17 protein-coding genes and 1 pseudogene are annotated in these 19277 nt (G+C 72.1%); 5 read left to right on the top strand and 13 right to left on the bottom strand.

The features are described from left to right. Positions 1-428 (bottom strand): annotated as a pseudogene (locus ACFXPK_RS11700) (hypothetical protein); the annotation flags it as partial. 277 nt (positions 429-705) lie between these two features. On the opposite strand from ACFXPK_RS11700, the gene ACFXPK_RS11695 reads away from it, so the two are divergent. Genes ACFXPK_RS11695 through ACFXPK_RS11685 form a run of 3 tightly spaced genes read left to right on the top strand, consistent with a single transcriptional unit; the run spans position 706 to position 5077 of the window. Further along, the gene (locus ACFXPK_RS11695; protein WP_385074189.1) at positions 706-2208 is read left to right on the top strand and encodes a DUF4331 domain-containing protein; all 1503 of its coding nucleotides are present in this window, start codon (positions 706-708) and stop codon (positions 2206-2208) included. Further along, positions 2205-3533: a tetratricopeptide repeat protein gene (locus ACFXPK_RS11690; protein ID WP_385074186.1), complete on the top strand. Its 1329-nt coding sequence runs from the start codon at positions 2205-2207 to the stop codon at positions 3531-3533. Before ACFXPK_RS11695 ends, ACFXPK_RS11690 begins: the two co-directional genes overlap by 4 nt. Further along, positions 3533-5077, top strand: coding sequence for a nickel transporter (locus tag ACFXPK_RS11685; protein ID WP_385074183.1), 1545 nt, complete (start codon positions 3533-3535; stop codon positions 5075-5077). Before ACFXPK_RS11690 ends, ACFXPK_RS11685 begins: the two co-directional genes overlap by 1 nt. 27 nt (positions 5078-5104) lie before the next feature. Here ACFXPK_RS11685 and glmM read toward each other — a convergent pair whose 3' ends face one another. The 4 genes from glmM to ACFXPK_RS11665 all read right to left on the bottom strand — a co-directional run bounded on the left by glmM (position 5105) and on the right by ACFXPK_RS11665 (position 9678). Next, on the bottom strand, positions 5105-6463 hold the full coding sequence (glmM, locus tag ACFXPK_RS11680) for a phosphoglucosamine mutase (protein WP_384996021.1): 1359 nt from the start codon (positions 6461-6463) through the stop codon (positions 5105-5107). 269 nt (positions 6464-6732) lie between these two features. After that, a complete protein-coding gene (gene rpsI / locus ACFXPK_RS11675; protein WP_329828631.1) occupies positions 6733-7260 on the bottom strand; it encodes a 30S ribosomal protein S9 in 528 nt (175 codons plus the stop codon). 42 nt (positions 7261-7302) lie between these two features. Continuing rightward, the gene (gene rplM, locus ACFXPK_RS11670) at positions 7303-7746 is read right to left on the bottom strand and encodes a 50S ribosomal protein L13 (RefSeq protein WP_365636707.1); all 444 of its coding nucleotides are present in this window, start codon (positions 7744-7746) and stop codon (positions 7303-7305) included. A 285-nt stretch (positions 7747-8031) separates the two neighbouring features. Next, positions 8032-9678 carry an ABC-F family ATP-binding cassette domain-containing protein gene (locus ACFXPK_RS11665; RefSeq protein WP_384996019.1) on the bottom strand — a complete coding sequence of 549 codons (1647 nt, stop codon included), beginning with the start codon at positions 9676-9678 and terminating at the stop codon, positions 8032-8034. A 153-nt stretch (positions 9679-9831) separates the two neighbouring features. Here ACFXPK_RS11665 and ACFXPK_RS11660 point away from each other — a divergent pair, with 153 nt between their 5' ends. Then, positions 9832-10800: a hypothetical protein gene (locus ACFXPK_RS11660; RefSeq protein ID WP_384996017.1), complete on the top strand. Its 969-nt coding sequence runs from the start codon at positions 9832-9834 to the stop codon at positions 10798-10800. Between the two features lie 65 nt (positions 10801-10865). Further along, positions 10866-13886, top strand: coding sequence for a glycosyltransferase (locus ACFXPK_RS11655; RefSeq protein ID WP_385074178.1), 3021 nt, complete (start codon positions 10866-10868; stop codon positions 13884-13886). A 42-nt stretch (positions 13887-13928) separates the two neighbouring features. Here the strand turns inward: ACFXPK_RS11655 and truA are convergent, their stop codons facing one another. The 8 genes from truA to map form a co-directional block, all read right to left on the bottom strand. Then, the gene (gene truA, locus ACFXPK_RS11650) at positions 13929-14747 is read right to left on the bottom strand and encodes a tRNA pseudouridine(38-40) synthase TruA (RefSeq protein ID WP_384996025.1); all 819 of its coding nucleotides are present in this window, start codon (positions 14745-14747) and stop codon (positions 13929-13931) included. 178 nt (positions 14748-14925) lie between these two features. After that, a complete protein-coding gene (gene rplQ, locus ACFXPK_RS11645) occupies positions 14926-15435 on the bottom strand; it encodes a 50S ribosomal protein L17 (protein ID WP_384996011.1) in 510 nt (169 codons plus the stop codon). A 126-nt stretch (positions 15436-15561) separates the two neighbouring features. Continuing rightward, complete coding sequence (locus ACFXPK_RS11640; protein ID WP_329828625.1) at positions 15562-16584, bottom strand: DNA-directed RNA polymerase subunit alpha; 1023 nt, start codon at positions 16582-16584, stop codon at positions 15562-15564. 115 nt (positions 16585-16699) lie between these two features. After that, the gene (gene rpsK, locus ACFXPK_RS11635) at positions 16700-17104 is read right to left on the bottom strand and encodes a 30S ribosomal protein S11 (protein ID WP_003956432.1); all 405 of its coding nucleotides are present in this window, start codon (positions 17102-17104) and stop codon (positions 16700-16702) included. Between the two features lie 66 nt (positions 17105-17170). Beyond that, positions 17171-17551 (bottom strand): 30S ribosomal protein S13, encoded by a 381-nt coding sequence (gene rpsM / locus ACFXPK_RS11630; RefSeq protein WP_384996008.1) that lies wholly within the window; start codon positions 17549-17551, stop codon positions 17171-17173. A gap of 182 nt (positions 17552-17733) precedes the next feature. After that, the gene (rpmJ, locus tag ACFXPK_RS11625; protein WP_003956441.1) at positions 17734-17847 is read right to left on the bottom strand and encodes a 50S ribosomal protein L36; all 114 of its coding nucleotides are present in this window, start codon (positions 17845-17847) and stop codon (positions 17734-17736) included. 57 nt (positions 17848-17904) lie between these two features. Further along, positions 17905-18126, bottom strand: a complete 222-nt coding sequence (gene infA, locus ACFXPK_RS11620; protein WP_003956442.1) for a translation initiation factor IF-1 — start codon at positions 18124-18126, stop codon at positions 17905-17907. 153 nt (positions 18127-18279) lie between these two features. After that, entirely contained in the window at positions 18280-19116 is an 837-nt protein-coding gene (map, locus tag ACFXPK_RS11615; protein WP_384996005.1) for a type I methionyl aminopeptidase, read from the bottom strand. Between the last annotated feature and the right edge of the window lie 161 nt (positions 19117-19277).

The raw sequence follows: 19277 nt of genomic DNA, 5'->3' as shown, positions 1-19277 counted from the left end.
TAGGAGGGCGTCGGCATCACGCGGATGTACGTGGGCTTCAGCGTGATGGTCTTGCCGGATGCCGCGTGGTGGAAGCTGAGGCCGCCCGGGTAGAATATCCGCCCGCGGATGTCGAGGCCGTCACCGGCCGTCGAGCCGATCGGCATGCTGAAGCCCTTGCGGTCCGTGTCCATCGCGAACGGGGTGATGGCCTCCAGCGTGATGCCCTCGCGCTCCATCCAGGCCAGCGCGTCGCCGCCCAGCGCGATCTGGGCGTCGCCCCACGGGGAGATGTACGCGCCCGGGAACGGGGCGGCGACGGGCGCCGCCCGGTGGGCGGTGGCCGGGTGCTGTGCGGTGGCCGCCCCGGCCGAGGTCAGGCCGAGCGGCAGGGAGAGGGCCGCGACAGCGGCGAGGACGGTGAGTCGTCGAAGGCCGTGCATAGGCATGAGAGGTTTCCTCTTCGTTCGATGCGGAACGGCCACGGGCGAGCGCCCTGCCTGGCCCAACAGGCGTGTCCGCCAAGCGATCTGATGAAGGTCCGAACACGCGTCTCCCTGTCGGGCCCGCCTATCCATGCATAGATATAAACCAGGACAAAGCACCGCTGAGCCGTACGGACGAAAACCGTCACGCGAAGGGGGCGCCCCGGACCGTACCGGCGCCCCAAGATCACCGGACACTCCACTCTGGGGGCCACACCCCCTCGGCACTGGAGAGACGCGCATGCCCCGAAACGCCCGGGAACCAGGAGCGCCACGATGCAACCGGTCGGCACGGCGGCGGCTCACCGCCCTCACCGTCGCCGTCGCCGCCCTCACCGCCGGGGCCCTCTCCGGCCCGTTCACCGGCACCGGAACGGCGGGCGGGCACATCGACTCCCCGTCGACGCTGCTCGACCCGGCCACGGACCTGACCGACGTCTACGCCTTCACCAGCCCCGAGAACGCGGACCTGGTCACCCTCATCGCCAACGTCCGCCCCTTCCAGACGCCGGGCACCGCCGCCAACGCGCTCGTGGACTTCCCGTTCGCGACCGGCGCGCGGTACGAGATCCACACGGACGCGGACGGCGACGGGGCACCCGACGCCACGTACCGCTGGACCTTCCGCGACGACGACCGGCGCCCCTTCCGCATGGGCCCCAAGGTCGGTCCGCTGCCGGTGACTTCGCTCGACGACCGGTCGCTCGGTGTGCGCCAGAAGTACACGCTGGAGAAGATCACGGCGGGCGGCGCCACGGAGACCCTGCTGCGTGACGCGATCGCCGCGCCCACCCACACCGGCATGTTCCTGATGCCGGCCTACGACCGGCTGCGCAACCAGGCGACCCGTGAACTGCCCGGCGGCGGGCGGACGCTGGCCACCCAGGCGGCGGACTCGTTCAAGTTCGACACCCAGGTCCTCGGCCCGTACGTACTGGGCACGCGCGGCCCCGTTCCGGGTTGGCTGCCCGACGCCCAGCCGCTGTCGGTGCTCAACGTCAACAGCATCGTGCTCCAGGTGCCCAAGCGGGACATCGCGCTGAAGGGCGACCCCCGGCGCAACCCGGTCGTCGGCGTCTGGGCCTCCGTCTCCCGTCCCGGCGCCGATCTGAACCGGAGCCTCGCCACGCAGGCCCCCACCTTCCGGCAGGTGGCCCGGCAGGGCAATCCGCACCTGCCGCTCGCGCTCTTTGGCACCACCGTCGGGCTGTCCGAACCCGGCGGCCCCGAGGACCGGTTCCAGACCCGCGCGCCCAAGGACGACCGGCAGGACGCCGCGTTCATGGCGGCCACCCTGGACCCCGTACCGCCGCACCGGTTCGAGAGCGCCCAGGGCCACACCGCGCCGGCCACCCCGCGCCTCGACATCCAGGCCCTGCTCATGAAGGGCATCTCCCAGGACAAGGCCAACGGTTCCGTCTTCGGCCTCGACCTCAACGCCCACACGATGAACGCCGACGCCGACCCGGCCCGCATCGTGCTCGCCGAGGAGCTGCGGCTGAACCTGACCACCCCGGTCACGGCCGCGCCGAAGACGTACGGGGTCCTCGACGGGGACCTCCAGGGCTTCCCGAACGGGCGGCGCCTCAACGACCACGTCGACGGGCCGCTGCTGCGGATGCTGGCGGGCGAGCCCGCGAAGCCCGCCCCCGCCGGGCTGGTGCCGGATCCGGTCGTCCGGCTGGAGCCCGCCGACGCGCAGGCCGTCTTCCCGTATCTCAACCTCCCCCACGCGGGCCCGTGAGGCGCCTCGTCGGCGCGGTGGGCGGAGCGGTGGCCGTGGCCGGGTGCGTGGCGGGGCTGCTCTGCCTCGGCCCCGCCACCGCCCGGCCGGAAGCCACCGCACCCGCCGCCGCCACCGGCCCCGCCACCACCGCCGGTACGGATGACGCGGGCCGTGCCCCTGGAGCAGGCGTCCGCGCCGGGGCCGGGGACACGGTCGGCGCCGCCCGCCGTCGCACGGAGGCGTTCCCCGGCGACCCGGCCGCCTGGTCGGGCCTCGCGCGCGCCGCGATCGAGCAGGCCCGCACCACCCTCGACGCGGGCCCGCTCGACACCGCCGACCGGGCGCTGCGCCGCTCTCTCGCCCTCGACGGCGACGCGAACTACGCCGCCGTGACCGGCCAGGGGATGCTCGCCAACGCCCGGCACGAGTTCGCCGCCGCGCGCGAGCACGGAGTGCGCGGTACGCGGATGGCGCCCGACCGTCCCGACGCCTACGCCGTCCTGGCCGACGCGGAGATCCAGCTCGGCCACTACCCGCAGGCCCGCGCCGCCGTGCAGCGGCTGCTCGACATCGCCCCGGCGAGCGCCGCGTACAGCAGGGCCGCGTACGACCTGGAGACGCACGGCAGGCCCGGGGACGCGGCCATCGCGCTCCGGCGGGCCGTCGACAGCGCGGCGACCCCGGACGAACGGGCCTTCGCGGAGGCCCGTCTCGGTGATCTGCTCGGCTCCGGTGGCGATCCGGACGCGGCGGAGCGCCACTACCGGCGCGCCCTGGACGCCGCCCCCGCGCATCCCTACGCGCAGGCGGGCATCGCCCGCGTGGCCGCCGCGCGCGGACGGACGGAGGAGGCCCGCGCCCGGTACGCGGAGCTGGTGGCGCGGACGCCGCTGCCCCAGTTCCTGCTGGAGGCGGTGGAGTTGCGCCGGGCGTCCGGGGATACGGGTCGCGGCGGCGAGGGGGCGGCGCTCGCGGCGCAGGTGCGGCTGGCGCGCGCCGACGGCGGCCCCGTCGATCCGCATCTCGCCCTCTACGCGGCCGATCACGGCGATCCCGGGGTGGCGGTGGAGCTGATGCGCAGGGAGTGGGCCCACACCCGGAGTGTCATCGTCGCCGACGCGCTGGGCTGGGCGCTGCACCGTGCGGGGCGGGACGCGGAGGCTCTTCCGTACGCGGTCCGCGCGGCCGGGACAGGATGGCGGAACGTCATGTTCCGCTATCACCGGGGCGTGATCGAGCAGGAGTTGGGGAGGCCGGAGGCGGCGCGCCATCTGCGCGAGGCCGCCGCCCTGAACCCGTACTACTCCCCGCCCGCTCCCCACCGCGCCGACCGGAACGGCTGATGCGGGGCCCGCGCCGTACGGCGCCCCTGCTGGCGTTCCTCGTCCTGCTGGTGCCGGCGGCCCTGCCGACGGCGGCCCACGCCCATCCGCTGGGCAACTTCAGCGTCAACCACCATGACGGGCTGCGGCTCTCGCCCGACGGGATCGAGGACACCGCCGTCGTCGACAGCGCGGAGATCCCCACCGCGCAGGACCGGGACGCCACGGACACCGACCGGAACGGCACGGTCTCCCCCGCCGAGGCCGCCCACCGGGCCGCCGGGCGGTGTGCGGAACTGGCGCGCCGTACCAGGGCCTCGGTGCGCGGCGAGCCCGTCGTCTGGCGTACCGGCAGCTCCGCCCTGACGTACGGGAAGGGGGCGGCCGGGCTGCCGGTCGCGCGGCTGACCTGCGTGCTGCGGGCCGGGGCCGCGCTCTCCCGGCCGGCCGACGTCACGTTCGCCTCGGGGGCGGACGTGGCGCGGACCGGCTGGAAGGAGATCACCGCCGTCGCCGGGGACGGGGTGCGGCTGGCGACGTCGTCCGTACCGGCGGAGAGCCCGAGCGAGGTGCTGCGGCGGTATCCGTCGGGCGGGGGCGCGCCGCCGCTCGACGTGACCGGTGCGACGTTCCGTACGGAGCCGGGCCCGGCGGACGGCCCGGCGGCGGCGTCCACGGAGGACATGGCGGACGCGGCGCCCGCCGTGCGGGCCGTGGCCGGGGACGCGGTCCTCTTCCCCGCGCTGGAGCACCGGCTCACCGCGCTGACCTCGGGCCGGGATCTCACCCTGCCGGTCGGCCTCCTCGCCGTGCTGCTGACCCTGCTGCTGGGCGCCGGGCACGCCGCACTCCCCGGCCACGCCAAACTCGCGGTCGCCGCCTGTCTGGCCCGCAGGGAGGGCGGTGTACGGGCGGCGCTGGCGGTCGGCGCGACGGTGACGGTGACCCACACGGCCGGGGTGCTGGCCATGGGGCTGGCGCTCACGGCGGGCGGCGGGTTCCTGGGCGAACGGCTGCTGGGATGGCTGGGAGCGGTCAGCGGCGCGGTGATCGCGGCGCTGGGCACGGTGCTGGTGGTGACGGCGGTACGTACGTTACGGACGGGACGCCCCGCCCCGCACCGGCACCACGGGCACGGGCATCACAGCCACGGACACGGGCACGGACACGGGCATCACCACAGCCACAGCCACAGCCACGGGACCAGTGCCGGTGCCGGTGCCGACGACCACGCCGGGCGCCGTCGCGGCGGGCTTCCCGCCCTTCTCGGCGTGGGGCTCGCGGGCGGGCTGGTGCCCAGCCCGTCCGCCCTGGTCGTGCTGCTCGGTGCCGTGGCCCTGAGCCGTACGTCCTTCGGGGTGCTGCTCGTCGTCGGCTACGGCCTCGGCATGGCGCTCACCCTGACCGCCGCCGGTCTGCTGCTCGCGGGCGGGGGCGGCCGGCTCGCCGCCCTGGGCGAGCGCCGCCTTCCCGCGCTGCGCCGCTACACCCCGTACGGCGCGGTGCTGACCGCACTCGCCGTCCTGACCGTGGGCATCGGCCTCACGCTGCGCAGCCTGCTCTGAGGCCGGTGCCCGGTGCGGGGGTCGCGGTCAGCCCAGGGCCGACTTGACGGCGTCCGCCAGGCGTCCCGCGACGGCGCGCGCCTGTTCGATGTCGGCGGCCTCGACCATGACGCGCACCAGCGGTTCCGTGCCCGAGGGCCGGAGCAGCACACGGCCCGTGGAGCCCAGGTCGCGTTCGGCCTCCGAGACCGCCGAGGCCAGTTCCGCGGAGGTGCGCACCCGGGCCTTGTCGACGTCGGGCACATTGATCAGCACCTGCGGCAGCCGGCTCATGACGCCCGCCAGATCGGCCAGCGTGCGGCCGGTCGCGGCGACGCGGGCCGCCAGCATCAGGCCGGTCAGGGTGCCGTCGCCGGTGGTGGCGTGGTCGAGGACGATGACATGGCCCGACTGCTCGCCGCCGAGGGCGTAGCCGTGCTCCTTCATCGACTCCAGGACGTAGCGGTCGCCGACCGCCGTCTCGACGAGCCGGATGCCCTCGCGCTCCATGGCCATCTTGAAGCCGAGGTTCGACATGACCGTGCCGACCACGGCGTCGCCCCGCAGGGTGCCCGCCTCGCGCATCGCGAGGGCCAGTACGGCGAGGATCTGGTCGCCGTCGACCTCCTGGCCGGTGCCGTCCACGGCGAGGCAGCGGTCCGCGTCGCCGTCGTGGGCGATGCCGAAGTCCGCGCCGTGCTCGACGACCGCCGCCTTCAGCAGGCCGAGGTGGGTGGAGCCGCAGCCGTCGTTGATGTTCAGGCCGTCCGGCTCGGCGCCGATGGTGACGACCTCGGCGCCCGCGCGGGCGAACGCCTCGGGCGAGACCCGGGCCGCCGCGCCGTGCGCCTCGTCCAGGACGACCTTGAGGCCGTCGAGCCGGTTGGGCAGCACCCCGATCAGATGTGCCACGTACTGATCGAAACCTTCGTCGTACGAGCGGACCCGACCGACACCGGCGCCGGTCGGCCGCGCCCACGGCTCGCCGGTGCTGTGCTGCTCGTACACCGTCTCGATACGGTCCTCCAGCTCGTCGGCGAGCTTGTGCCCGCCCCGGGCGAAGAACTTGATGCCGTTGTCGGGCATGGCGTTGTGACTCGCGGAGAGCATCACGCCGAGGTCGGCGCCCAGCACACCGGTGAGATACGCCACCGCGGGGGTGGGCAGCACACCGACGCGCAGGACGTCCACGCCCGCGCTCGCGAGACCCGCCACCACGGCGGCCTCCAGGAACTCGCCCGAGGCGCGGGGATCACGGCCGACCACGGCCGTGGGCCGGTGCCCCTCGAAGGTCCCCACCTCGCCGAGCACGTGCGCCGCCGCGACCGACAGACCGAGCGCCAGCTCGGCCGTCAGATCGGCGTTGGCGACACCGCGCACGCCATCCGTGCCGAAGAGTCGTCCCACAGCTCTCCCTCCGAGAAACGCCGGAGCGGCGCCGGTGCCGCCCCTGACGAAAGTGCGCCGAAAACGAAAGCGCTCCGAAATTGTTCCGAAAATGCGAAGCCCTGCACATACAGGTAAGCCCATTGAGCACCGGATGCACGCCTGTGCACCCTGAATGCTGTTATACGCCCGAGGCTCGCGATAAACGAACGCCCCGGCGGCACGGAGTGCCGCCGGGGCGAACGGTAGGCCGAAAGGCTGTGAAAACAGCCCGCGTGGCCGGGTCGCGTTTAGCGCTTGCTGTACTGCGGCGCCTTGCGGGCCTTCTTGAGACCGGCCTTCTTGCGCTCGACCGCACGGTCGTCGCGGCTCAGGAAGCCGGCCTTCTTCAGCGTGGCGCGGTTGTTGTCCACGTCCGCCTCGTTCAGCGAGCGGGCCACACCGAGGCGCAGGGCGCCGGCCTGGCCGGAGACGCCGCCACCGGAGATCCGGGCGATGACGTCGTAGCGGTTGTCCAGTTCGAGCACCTTGAAGGGCTCGTTGACCGCCTGCTGGTGCACCTTGTTGGGGAAGTACTCCTCAAGGGTGCGACCGTTGATCTTCCACTTGCCGGTGCCCGGGACGATCCGGACGCGGGCGATGGCGTTCTTGCGACGGCCCAGGCCGGCCGCCGGCTGCGGGTCGCCGAAGCGGCCCGCGAGCGACTCGGAGGTGTACTCACCCTCGACGGGGACCTCCGACTCGAAGGTCGTCACGGCGTCGAAGGTCTCTTCGACCTCGGCGCCTTCGACGGGGGTCTCTGCAGTGGTCTCGGCCACGATGCTCCTCAGATTTCTTTTCGTCTTAGGGGGTGGCCGGAACTACTGCGCGACCTGGGTGATCTCGAACGGCACCGGCTGCTGGGCAGCGTGCGGGTGCTGGTCGCCCGAGTAGACCTTCAGCTTCGAGATCATCTGACGGCCCAGGGAGTTCTTGGGGATCATGCCCTTGATGGCCTTCTCGACGGCCTTCTCGGGGTTCTTCGCCATCAGCTCGTCGTAGCGGACGGAACGCAGACCACCCGGGTAACCCGAGTGGCGGTACGCCATCTTCTGGGTCTTCTTGTTGCCGGACAGGTGCACCTTGTCCGCGTTGATGATGATGACGAAGTCACCGGTGTCAACGTGCGGCGCGTAGATCGGCTTGTGCTTGCCGCGCAGAAGGTTGGCGGCGGTGGTCGCCAGACGGCCCAGGACGATGTCCTGCGCGTCGATGATGTGCCACTGGCGCGTCACATCGCCGGGCTTGGGGCTGTACGTACGCACGGTCGTATGCCTTCGCTTCTTCAGTGATGAGGTTCCCGCAGCCCGCGAGGGATGTGGGACGGGTCCTGACAAGGCCACCCGGACGATCACGACAGCCCTGGTGATGCGACGGGGACGCAACCCGTGCACCTACCGCTGTCCATCGGCCCGGTGAACCGGCGTAAGGGCCCCTCGCGTGAGAACGACCAAGCCAATACGCATAACGAACCAGCAGAATACCGCCGCCGCCCCGTACGGGTCAAAACGGGGTCCACGCCCCCGGCACGCACCGGGGCGGCCCCGCCGTCACCGCGCCCGCACCACCCTGCGCTCGTCCCACACCGGCTCCGGCGTCTCCCGTACGACCCCGTCCGAGCCGAAGACCAGATAGCGGTCGAACGAACGAGCGAACCAGCGGTCGTGCGTCACCGCGAGCACCGTCCCCTCGTACGCCTCCAGACCCTCCTGGAGCGCCTCCGCCGACTCCAGGTCCAGGTTGTCCGTCGGCTCGTCCAGCAGCAGCGCCGTCGTTCCCGCCAGCTCCAGCAGCAGGATCTGGAAGCGCGCCTGCTGGCCGCCGGAGAGCTTGTCGAAGGGCTGGTCGCCCTGGCGCTCCAGCTCGTACCGGCGCAGCACGCTCATCGCGCCGCCCCGGTCCTTCGCGTGCTCCGTCCAGAGGATGTCGACCAGCGTGCGTCCCCGCAGCTCCGGGTGGGCGTGCGTCTGCGCAAAGTGCCCCGGCACGACCCGCGCGCCGAGCTTCCACTCCCCGCCGTGCCGGACGTCCTCGCCGGCCAGCAGCCGCAGGAAGTGCGACTTGCCGGAGCCGTTCGAGCCGAGGACGGCCACCCGCTCGCCGTAGAAGATCTCCAGCGAGAACGGCTTCATCAGGCCGGTCAGCTCCAGATCCTTGCAGGTCACCGCCCGTACGCCGGTACGGCCGCCGCGCAGCCGCATCGTGATCTCCTGCTCGCGCGGCGGCTCGGGCGGAGGCCCCGCCTCCTCGTACTTCCGCAGCCGGGTCTGGGCCGCCGCGTACCGGGACGCCATCTCGTGGCTGACCGAGGCCGCCTGCCGCAGATTGATCACCAGCCGCTTGAGCTGCGCGTGCTTCTCCTCCCAGCGCCGCTTCAGCTCCTCGAACCGCGCGAACCGCTCCCGCCGCGCCTCGTGGTACGTACCGAATCCGGCGCCGTGCACCCACACGTCGGAGCCGGCGGGGCCCGGCTCCACGCTGACGATCTTCTCGGCCGCCGTGGCCAGCAGCTCCCGGTCGTGGGAGATGAAGAGGACCGTCTTACGGGTCTCCTTCAGCTTCTCCTCCAGCCAGCGCTTGCCCGGCACGTCCAGATAGTTGTCCGGCTCGTCCAGCAGCAGCACCTCGTCGGGGCCGCGCAGCAGCGCCTCCAGCACCAGCCGCTTCTGCTCGCCGCCGCTGAGCGTGCGCAGGGCGCGGAACTGGGCCTTGTCGTACGGGATGCCGAGCGCCGCCGTCGTACAGATGTCCCAGAGGGTCTCGGCCTCGTAGCCGCGCGCCTCCGCCCAGTCGCTGAGCGCCTGCGCGTACGCCATCTGCGCGGCCTCGTCGTCGACCGTCATGATCGCGTGCTCGGCCAGGTCCACGGCCTCGGCGGCCTCCCGGATCCGCGGCTGCGCGACCGAGACCAGCAGGTCGCGCACCGTACGCTCGTCGCTCCCCGAGCCGTCGTCCCGCTGCGAGCCGACGAACTGGGACATCACCCCGAGCCCGCCGCTCACGGTCACCGTCCCCGCGTGCGGCTGGAGCTCCCCCGCGATCATCCGCAGCAGGGTCGTCTTGCCCGCGCCGTTCGCCCCCACGAGGGCGACGACGGTGCCCTCCGCGACGCGGAACGAGGCGTCGGCGAGCAGCACCCGCCCGTCGGGGAGGTAGTACTCCAGGTGCGCGGCCTCTACATGTCCCATGCTCCGCATTGTCGACGCAGGCGGGGCCAGGACCCAAACCGGTTTCCGTGCTCCCCTTCCACCTCACCCGCCCCACCCGTCCCACCGGGCCCGTTTCCCGGCCGGATGCGCGGGGCAGGACGCACGCGCGCGCGAGGCCCGGCGGGGCTTAAACTGCGCGGCATGAGCTTTGGGCATGGGCAGGGGGGGCAGGGCCCTTCGTGGGGCGGCCCCGGTTCACCGGACCACGATCCGTACGGGGCACGGCAGTCGCAGGGCGGTTACGGATCCCAGGACCCGTACGACCCGCCGGCATCGGACGCGTACGGCACACAGACACCCGACTGGGCGGCGCTGGCCGACGCGTCCGCCGCCCGCAGCCGCCGCAAGCGCTGGCTGCTGGTCGGCGGCGGTGTGCTCGCCACGGGCGCCGTCGCCGCGATCGTCGCGACGGCGGTCGTCTCGATGAACGGCACCGGCGGCGGGGGCGACGGCCCGGAGAACACGGCGGGCCAACTCCCCACCTCCTCCACCGATCTGCCGACCCAGGACGGCGAGCCCGCCCCCTCCTTCCCGTCGGCGGAGCCGCTGCCGCCGCCGGATCCGAAGGACTTCATATCCAGCGCCGACAAGGACAAGGCGCCACTCGGCGAGGACACCCTCTTCCCCGGCAAGAAGATGACGATGGGCGACCGCGTCTACCTCAAGGGCGCCACGACCTCCACCACCAACTGCGCCGCCGCCACCCAGGGCGCGCTGGGCTCCGTCCTCGCGTCGAACAGTTGCGACCAGGTCATCCGTGCCACGTACCAGAAGGACGGGGTGGCCGTCACGGTCGGCGTCGCCGTCTTCGAGCGGGAGGCGCAGGCGCTGAAGGCCAAGGACCAGGCGCAGGGCGGTATCGCCTCGCTCTCCGGCGGCGGCGTCGACACCTTCTGCCGGGCGCCCTCGATCTGCCTCAAGACCACCAACTCCTACGGCCGGTACGTGTACTTCACCGTCGGCGGCTTCACCAGCGGCAAGAACGTCGCCGAGAGCGACAAGAACGTCTACGCGAGCTGCGCCGACCTCGCGGAGTTCACCTTCCGCCAGATCCTCGGCCGGGGTCAGGCGCAGGCGTCGGCGGCGGCCACGGAGCCCGTAACCCCGTAGCCCCTCCCGCGTTCATCTGGGTATGTTTCACAGAGACTGCACAGAATGATCACGGGGGAGAGCCGATGACGGCCGTCAGAGTCACCGTGGTGGTACCGACGTACAACTCGGGACCCCACATCGAGCCGCTCGTCGACTCGCTGCTGCGGCAGACCATGCCGCGCGACGCGTTCGAGGTCCTGTTCGTCGACGACGGTTCGACCGACGGGACCCCGGCGCGCCTCGCCGAACTCGCCGCCGAGCACCCCCACTTCCGTACGGTCTCCATCCCCAACTCCGGCTGGCCGGGACGCCCCCGCAACGTCGGCGTGGAGCAGGCGAACGGCGCGTACGTGCAGTTCGCCGACCACGACGACCGGCTGTCGCCCGAGGCGCTGGAACGGCTGTACGCGATGGCCGAGCGCAACGGCTCCGACATCCTCATCGGCAAGGTCGCGAGCAACTTCCGCGCCAGGGGCGTCCCGTACGCCCTGATGAGCCGTACGCGCGAGTCCTGCACGGTGTGGAACGCGCCGCTGATCGACAGCCTCACCCCGCACAAGATGTTCCGCACCGCGTTCCTGCGCGAGCACGGCATCGTGCACCCCGAGGGGCCGTGGATCCTGGAGGACCAGCTCTTCATGGCCCGCGCCTACCTCAAGGCGTCGGTCGTCTCCGTCCTCGGCGACTACGTCTGCTACACGTACTGGGCGCGCGACGACGCCTCCAACGCCGGTACGACGGCCATCGACCCGCGGTACTTCTACGGCAATCTGCGGCAGATCCTGGCCACCGTCGTCGCCGGTACGGAACCGGGGCCCGCGCGCGACCGGCTGCTGCGCCGCTTCTACCGGGTCGAGCTGCTGCACCGGCTCGGCGTGGAGCCCGAGGGCCCGCCGACCGACCCGCCGTTCCGGGACGACCCGTTCGACGCCGTCCGGGAGCTGGCCGAGGAGTTCATGACCGACGGCGTGCACGACGGACTGCCGGTCCTCCACCAGGTCCGCTCGACGCTGCTGCGCGCCGACAGGCCCGCCGAACTCACCGAGTTCACCCGCCGCCAGCGGGAGCTGCGGGCCCTCTGCACGGCCGACCCCACGGCCTGGAACCGCGACCGGCTCAAGGCGTCCTTCACCGCCCGCTTCGAGGAACACCCGGGAGACCCCGGGCTGTTGCTGGCGCGGCGCGGCGAACGGTACTTCCTCGCCCCGTCGCTGACCGACGGCGTGCTGGCGGAGCCCGTCGAGGTGACCGACGCGCTCGGCACGTTCAAGGCGGACGTCCTGCTGCGCCACACGGAGACCGCGCACGTGTGGCCGGTGGAGCGCGCGACCTCCCTCGTCCTGGAGGAGCACGAGGGGGCGCCCGGGGACGACGGCACGGTCCTGGTCCGCCCCGTCGTCCGAGGCACCCTCACCGTGGACCCGCTGCGCGCGGCGGGCGGCAGCCCGCTGGACGACGGCGCGTGGGAGGTACGGGTACGGCTCAGCGGCGCCGGGTTCGACCGGTACGCGACCGTGCTCGACGCCGGAGGCCGGCCGCTGACCGTACGCCGTACCGACCAGCCCCCGGCCGGCGTCAAGGTCAGCGTCGTCGTCCGCACGGCGCGCCCCGGACGGACGGCGGGCACCGCCGCGGACGTCGTACGCACCACGGGCGCCGCCGCGGACGCCCTGCGCCGCACCCTCGACTCGCTGGCCGCGCAGACCCTGCCGCCCGCCGCGTTCGAAGTGATCGTGACCGAGGACCGCGACACCGGGCTCGCCGACGCGACCGGGGCGTACGTCCTCTTCCTGGAGCCCGGCACGGAGGTGGACGCCGACGCGCTGGAGCGGCTGTACGCGTACGGCGTCGAGCACGACGCGGACATCGTCGCCGGGAAGCCCGCGGGCCGGGGCCGACCCGTCCCGCACGCGCTGTTCACCCGGGACCGGCCACGGGCCACTCTCGCCAAGGACCCGCTGGCCGACAGCCTCGGCGCGGACAAGCTCTTCGACCGGGCGTTCCTCGCCCGGCACGGTCTGCGCTTCACCACGGTGCCGGAGACGGGCGTCGGGGGCCGGGAGACCCTGGCCGAGCAGGCGTTCACCGCCGAGGCGACCGTCCTGGCGGGCCGTACGGCCGTGCTCGGCGGGCCGGTCTGCTTCCGGTACGGCCCGGCGCCCGAGGGGCCCGGGGCGGTGCCCGGCGCGTTCTACCCGGCGCTGCGGACGCTGATGGCCCGGATCGACACGCTGACCGGGCCGGGCGCCGCGCGCGACCGGCTGCACCGGCGCTGGCTGCGACTGGAGCTGCTGGACCGGCTGAGCGGGACGGAACTGCTCGACCTCGACGACTCCGCCCGCCGCGTCCTGTTCGACGCGGTCCGCGAGGTCGTCGACGACGGCCTCTCCCCCACCGCGGGCGCGGCGCTGCCCGCCGTACGCCGGGTCGCGCTCGCACTGATCACCGACGGCCGCCCCGACGCGCTCACGGCGCTCGCGCGCTGGGAGACCTCGATCGCCTGCCAGGCACGGCTGGACCGGGTGGGCCGCCCGGACGACGCGACGCTCCTGGTCACCTTCACCGCGCGGCTACGGACGGCGGAGGGCCCGCTGGACGTGTCGCCGCCGGACGGGGAGGCGCGCCGCTTCCTCGCCCCGGTGGGGCTCGACGGGCCGCTGCCGGACCTCTTCGCCCGCGAACCGCTCACCTCGGGCGCGCACCCCGACCGGGCGTCCGCCGTGCTGGTGCTGCGCGCCCGCGAGAGCGGCAAGGAGCACCGGGTGGCCACGGAGTGCACCGTCGCCTTCACCGGGGGCAGCGGGCTGAGCATCACGGGGACGGCGTCGCTCACGGCGGCCGGTCTGCGCGCCGGTGTGTGGGACGCCTCCGTACGGCTGACCGCGCTCGGCTGGACGAAGACCGCCCGGCTCGGCGCGCACCGGGGCCCCGACGTGCCCGGGGAGCCGCCGGCGGCGGACCGGATCGCCCCGTACTGGACCACGCCCGGCGGGGAGCTGTCCTTCCGCGTCACCGCACCGCGCCCGGCCGGTCCGCGGCCCCGCGTACTGCTGCACCGGGTGAGCCGCCGGCTACGCGGCGCGAACCAGCCCCAGGGCCGCTGAGAAAGCCGGGCCGCGGGCCGGGCGGGACGTTGCGGACACGCCCTAGCAGCCCGCGCAGCCGCCCAGCGTGCGCTTGTTGCGTGCCTGGCGGTTGCGCGCGCCCAGCAGCTCGTCGGCGGGGTAGCCGACCTCCTCCAGCGTCAGCCCGTGCGGCCGTACGACATGCACCGCCGAGTCCCTCACGCCCGCGGCCAGGACCTTCGCCGGCCACTCCACCGGCCGGTGGCCGTCGCCCACGAAGAGCAGGGCGCCCACCAGCGAGCGCACCATGTTGTGGCAGAAGGCGTCGGCGCGCACGGTCGCGGTGACGACCCCGCTCGCGTCCCGCTCCCACTCCAGCCGCTGGAGCGTCCGGATCGTCGTGGCGCCCTCGCGCCGCTTGCAGTACGCCGCGAAGTCGTGCTCGCCGAGGAGCCCGGCCGAGGCGGCGTTCATCGCCGCCACGTCGAGCGGCCAGTCGTGCCAGAGGACATGGCCGCGCAGCAGCGGGTCGACGCCTCCGGGGTGGTCGGTGACGCGGTAGGCGTACCGCCGCCAGATCGCCGAGAAGCGCGCGTTGAAGCCGGGCGGCGCCTCCTCGGCCTTCCAGACCCGTACGTCGTGCGGCAGCCGCCCGGCGAGGCGCCGCAGCAGCCGCTCGCCGTGCTCGGCCCAGACGTCCAGCGGGAGATCCACATGGGCGACCTGGCCGCGCGCGTGCACGCCCGCGTCGGTCCGTCCGGCCACGGTCAGGTCGTACGTACGGGAGGAGCGCGTCACGGTGCGGAGCGCGTCCTCGATCTCGCCCTGGACCGTGCGCCGGGTGCGCTGTCTGGCCCAGCCGGAGAAGTCCTTGCCGTCGTAACTGAGGTCCAGCCGTATCCGTACGTGCCCGGCCGCCGGGCCCTCGGGGTTCTCGGCGCCGTCGGGGCCCTCGGCCCTCCCGGGGCCCGCGGGGTTCTCGCTCACCTGCACACCTGTCCGATCGTCTTCCAACGGAACAACGGAACGGGCCCGCCCCCATGAGGGAGCGGACCCGTCCGTACAGCCGACCGCGGACTCAGGCGTCCTTGGACTCGGCCTCGTCCTTGGCCTCGGCGGGCTTGGCGTCCTCGACGGTCTCGGCCGGAGCCTCGTCCTTCTTGAGGGCGTCTTCCTTCACCGCGCGCTTGGTCGCGGCCTCGGCCTCACCGGTGGCCTCCTGCGCCACGGTCAGGGCCTCGACCAGCTCGATGACCGCCATCGGGGCGTTGTCGCCACGACGGTTGCCGATCTTGGTGATACGCGTGTAACCACCGGGGCGGTTCTCGTACCGCGGCGCGATCTCGGTGAAGAGCGTGTGGACGACGCTCTTGTCCGTGATCGACTGGAGCACCAGGCGACGGTTGTGGATGTCGCCCTTCTTCGCCTTGGTGATGAAGCGCTCCGCGACCGGACGCAGGCGGCGGGCCTTGGCCTCGGTCGTGGTGATGCGGCCGTGCTCGAAGAGCGACTTCGCGAGGTTCGCGAGGAGCAGCTTCTCGTGCGCGGCGCTGCCGCCCAGACGGGCACCCTTGGTGGGCTGCGGCATGGTGTTTCTCCTTGGGTCTGCACCGGCCGTATCAGGTACCGGTGTCAGTTCCCGCGAGGCGGTCGCCCCGCGGAAGCGAAATCAGCCCGGTGCCGTCCGGATCCGGTCGGCACCGAGCGTGACGGATCAGTACTGCTCGGTCTCCACGAACCCGGCGTCCGCGTCGTCCTCGGCGCCGAAGGCGTCCGCGGCGGCGGTCGGGTCGAATCCGGGCGGGCTGTCCTTGAGCGCGAGGCCCATACCGGCCAGCTTCGCCTTGACCTCGTCGATCGACTTGGCGCCGAAGTTGCGGATGTCGAGCAGGTCCGCCTCGGAGCGGGCCACCAGCTCGCCCACCGAGTGGATGCCCTCGCGCTTGAGGCAGTTGTACGACCGAACGGTGAGCTCCAGCTCCTCGATCGGCAGGGCGAGATCGGCGGCGAGCGCGGCGTCCGTGGGCGACGGGCCCATGTCGATGCCCTCGGCGTCGATGTTCAGCTCGCGCGCGAGACCGAACAGCTCGACCAGCGTCTTACCGGCGGACGCCATGGCGTCGCGGGGCCGCATGGCCTGCTTGGTCTCGACGTCGACGATCAGCTTGTCGAAGTCGGTGCGCTGCTCGACACGGGTCGCCTCGACCTTGTACGTGACCTTGAGCACCGGCGAGTAGATCGAGTCGACCGGGATCCGGCCGATCTCCTGGCCGACCTGCTTGTTCTGGACGGCGGAGACATAGCCGCGACCGCGCTCGACGGTCAGCTCCATCTCCAGCTTGCCCTTGCCGTTGAGCGTGGCGAGGACGAGGTCCGGGTTGTGCACCTCGACACCGGCCGGCGGCGCGATGTCGGCGGCCGTGACCAGGCCGGGGCCCTGCTTGCGCAGGTACATCACGACCGGCTCGTCGTGCTCCGAGGAGACGACGAGCTGCTTGATGTTGAGGATGAGGTCGGTCACGTCCTCCTTGACGCCCGGCACGGTGGTGAACTCGTGCAGGACCCCGTCGATCCGGATGCTGGTGACAGCGGCACCGGGGATCGAGGAGAGGAGCGTACGGCGGAGCGAGTTGCCGAGGGTGTAGCCGAAGCCCGGCTCCAGCGGCTCGATCACGAACCGGGAGCGGTATTCGTCGACGACCTCTTCGGTCAGCGACGGACGCTGAGCGATAAGCATGGGTGATTCCTTCAGTTGGGGACGCCCGCTATTTGACGTCCATCAATACTGACAAGGGTACGGGCGGCACGACGCGAAAGCGCCGTACCGCCCGCAACCTCAAGACGGCCGAGCCTCAGACGCGGCGGCGCTTGGGGGGACGGCAGCCGTTGTGCGGGGTGGGGGTGACGTCCTGGATCGAGCCCACCTCCAGGCCGGTGGCCTGGAGCGAGCGGATCGCGGTCTCACGGCCGGAGCCGGGACCCTTGACGAAGACGTCGACCTTGCGCATGCCGTGCTCCTGCGCGCGGCGGGCGGCCGACTCGGCGGCCATCTGCGCGGCGAAGGGGGTGGACTTGCGCGAGCCCTTGAAGCCGACGTGGCCGGCGGAGGCCCAGGAGATCACGTTGCCCGAGGGGTCCGTGATCGAGACGATCGTGTTGTTGAACGTGCTCTTGATGTGGGCGTGCCCGTGAGCGACGTTCTTCTTTTCCTTGCGGCGCACCTTCTTGGCAGCGCCCTGACGACCCTTGGGGGGCATCTGTTTCTCCTACAGGGAGGTGGTCGGTCCTACAGCGAAGACCGCTGGTGAGCGTCCGGCTGAGGACTACTTCTTGCCCGGCTTCTTCTTGCCGGCGATCGCGCGACGCGGACCCTTGCGGGTACGGGCGTTCGTGCTGGTGCGCTGACCGTGCACCGGCAGGCCGCGGCGGTGACGCAGACCCTGGTAGCAGCCGATCTCGACCTTGCGGCGGATGTCGGCGGCGATCTCGCGACGGAGGTCACCCTCGGTCTTGAGGTTGGCGTCGACGTACTCGCGGATCTTGACGAGGTCTTCCTCGGCAAGGTCACGGACGCGGATGTTCGCGTCGACGCCGACGGCGGCGAGGGTCTCCTTGGACCGGGTGCGCCCGATACCGAAGACGTAGGTGAGGGCGACCTCGACGCGCTTGTCGCGCGGGAGGTCAACGCCTGCGAGGCGTGCCATTCATGGCTCCTGATGTGTCGGAGGTCTACCGCAGTGTCTGCCCCGGCTGCCGTACGGAGTCCGTACGGTCCGGGTCCCCGGCCTCCGCCGGAGGTGTCGGTCCCACCGTGTGGGAGCCGGACACTGCGTCATTACGTTTGCTCGCGTCGCGCGAAGTACTGCGAGGTGCGGGGGGTCTTGCGTCAGCCCTGGCGCTGCTTGTGGCGCAGGTTGTCGCAGATGACCATGACCCGACCGTGACGGCGGATCACCTTGCACTTGTCGCAGATCTTCTTGACGCTCGGCTTGACCTTCATGGGATTGAGGTTCTCCGGGTCAGTGCGTACGCCCCGGTGAAGGGACGTCCACAAGATCTACTTGTATCGGTAGACGATCCGGCCACGCGTCAGGTCGTACGGAGACAGCTCCACCACGACCCGGTCATCGGGAAGGATCCGGATGTAGTGCATCCGCATCTTGCCGCTGATGTGCGCGAGGACCTTGTGACCGTTCTGCAGCTCCACCTTGAACATGGCGTTCGGGAGGGACTCGATCACGGTGCCCTCAATTTCGATGGCACCTTGCTTCTTGGCCACGCTTCGCCCTTCGAATCGGCTACCTTGATCGATTCTGGCAGTCGCATGAAGACACACGGGTACACCAGAGCCGACGCGTCAGTCTACGGGAGCCCACTCGAAAAGACGAATCCGTTCAGTTTGCCCACCGTGGAAGATCTTTAAGCAAGTGCCTCAGGCGAGGGGATCCGGCGCGGCCGTCACGCCCAGCTCCGCCAGCTTCGCCTTCCCGCCGTCGGGGGCGGTCAGGACGAGGGGGCCCTCCTCCGTCAGCGCCACCGAGTGCTCCCAGTGCGAGGACCAGGTCCCGTCGGTCGTGATGACCGTCCAGTCGTCCTCCAGCACCTCGGTCCTGGGCGTGCCCAGGGAGACCATCGGCTCGATCGCCAGGCAGAAGCCGGGGATCAGCTTGGGGCCCTTGCCGCGCTTGCGCGTGACGTAGTTCAGCAGGTGGGGGTCCATGTGCATCTCGGTGCCGATGCCGTGGCCGCCGTACTCCTCGATGATCCCGTACTTGCCGCCGCCGGGGCGCGGCTGGCGCCTGATGTACGTCTCGATCGCGCGGGAGACGTCGATCAGCCGGTTGCCGGCGCGCATGGCCGCGATACCCGCCCACATCGACTCCTCGGTCACCCGGGACAGCTCGACCAGCTCCGGAGCGTGTCCGGTGCCGACGAAGGCCGTGAAGGCCGCGTCGCCGTGCCAGCCGTCGATGATCGCGCCCGCGTCGACGGAGATGATGTCGCCGTCCTTGAGGACGGTCCTGTCGTCGGGGATGCCATGGACGACCACCTCGTTGACCGAGGTGCAGATCGTCGCGGGGAACCCGCCGTACCCGAGGAAGTTCGGCTTCGCGCCGTGCTCGGCGAGCACCTTGCGGGCGACCTGGTCGAGATCCCGGGTGGTCGCGCCGGGCACCGCCGCCTCGCCGGTGGCCGCGTGCACGGCGGCGACGACCAGCCCCGCCTCGCGCATCTTCGCGATCTGCTCGGGGGTCTTGATCTCCACCATGCCTGTGCCTTCCACCTGACTGTCAGAGAATCGATACGCCGGGGCCCTGGCCCCGCGGTGCCTGCTCAACAGTACGGCCGTGGTGCCCGAGGGCACCCACGCCCGGAAGGTGCCTGGTGTGGTGTGGGGGGGCCCCGGGAGGCCAGCGAGGGCCGGTCGCG

The sequence above is a fragment of the Streptomyces sp. NPDC059142 genome (assembly GCF_042755665.1).
Lineage (GTDB): Bacteria > Actinomycetota > Actinomycetes > Streptomycetales > Streptomycetaceae > Streptomyces.
This window is presented reverse-complemented; position numbering and strand designations above follow the sequence as displayed.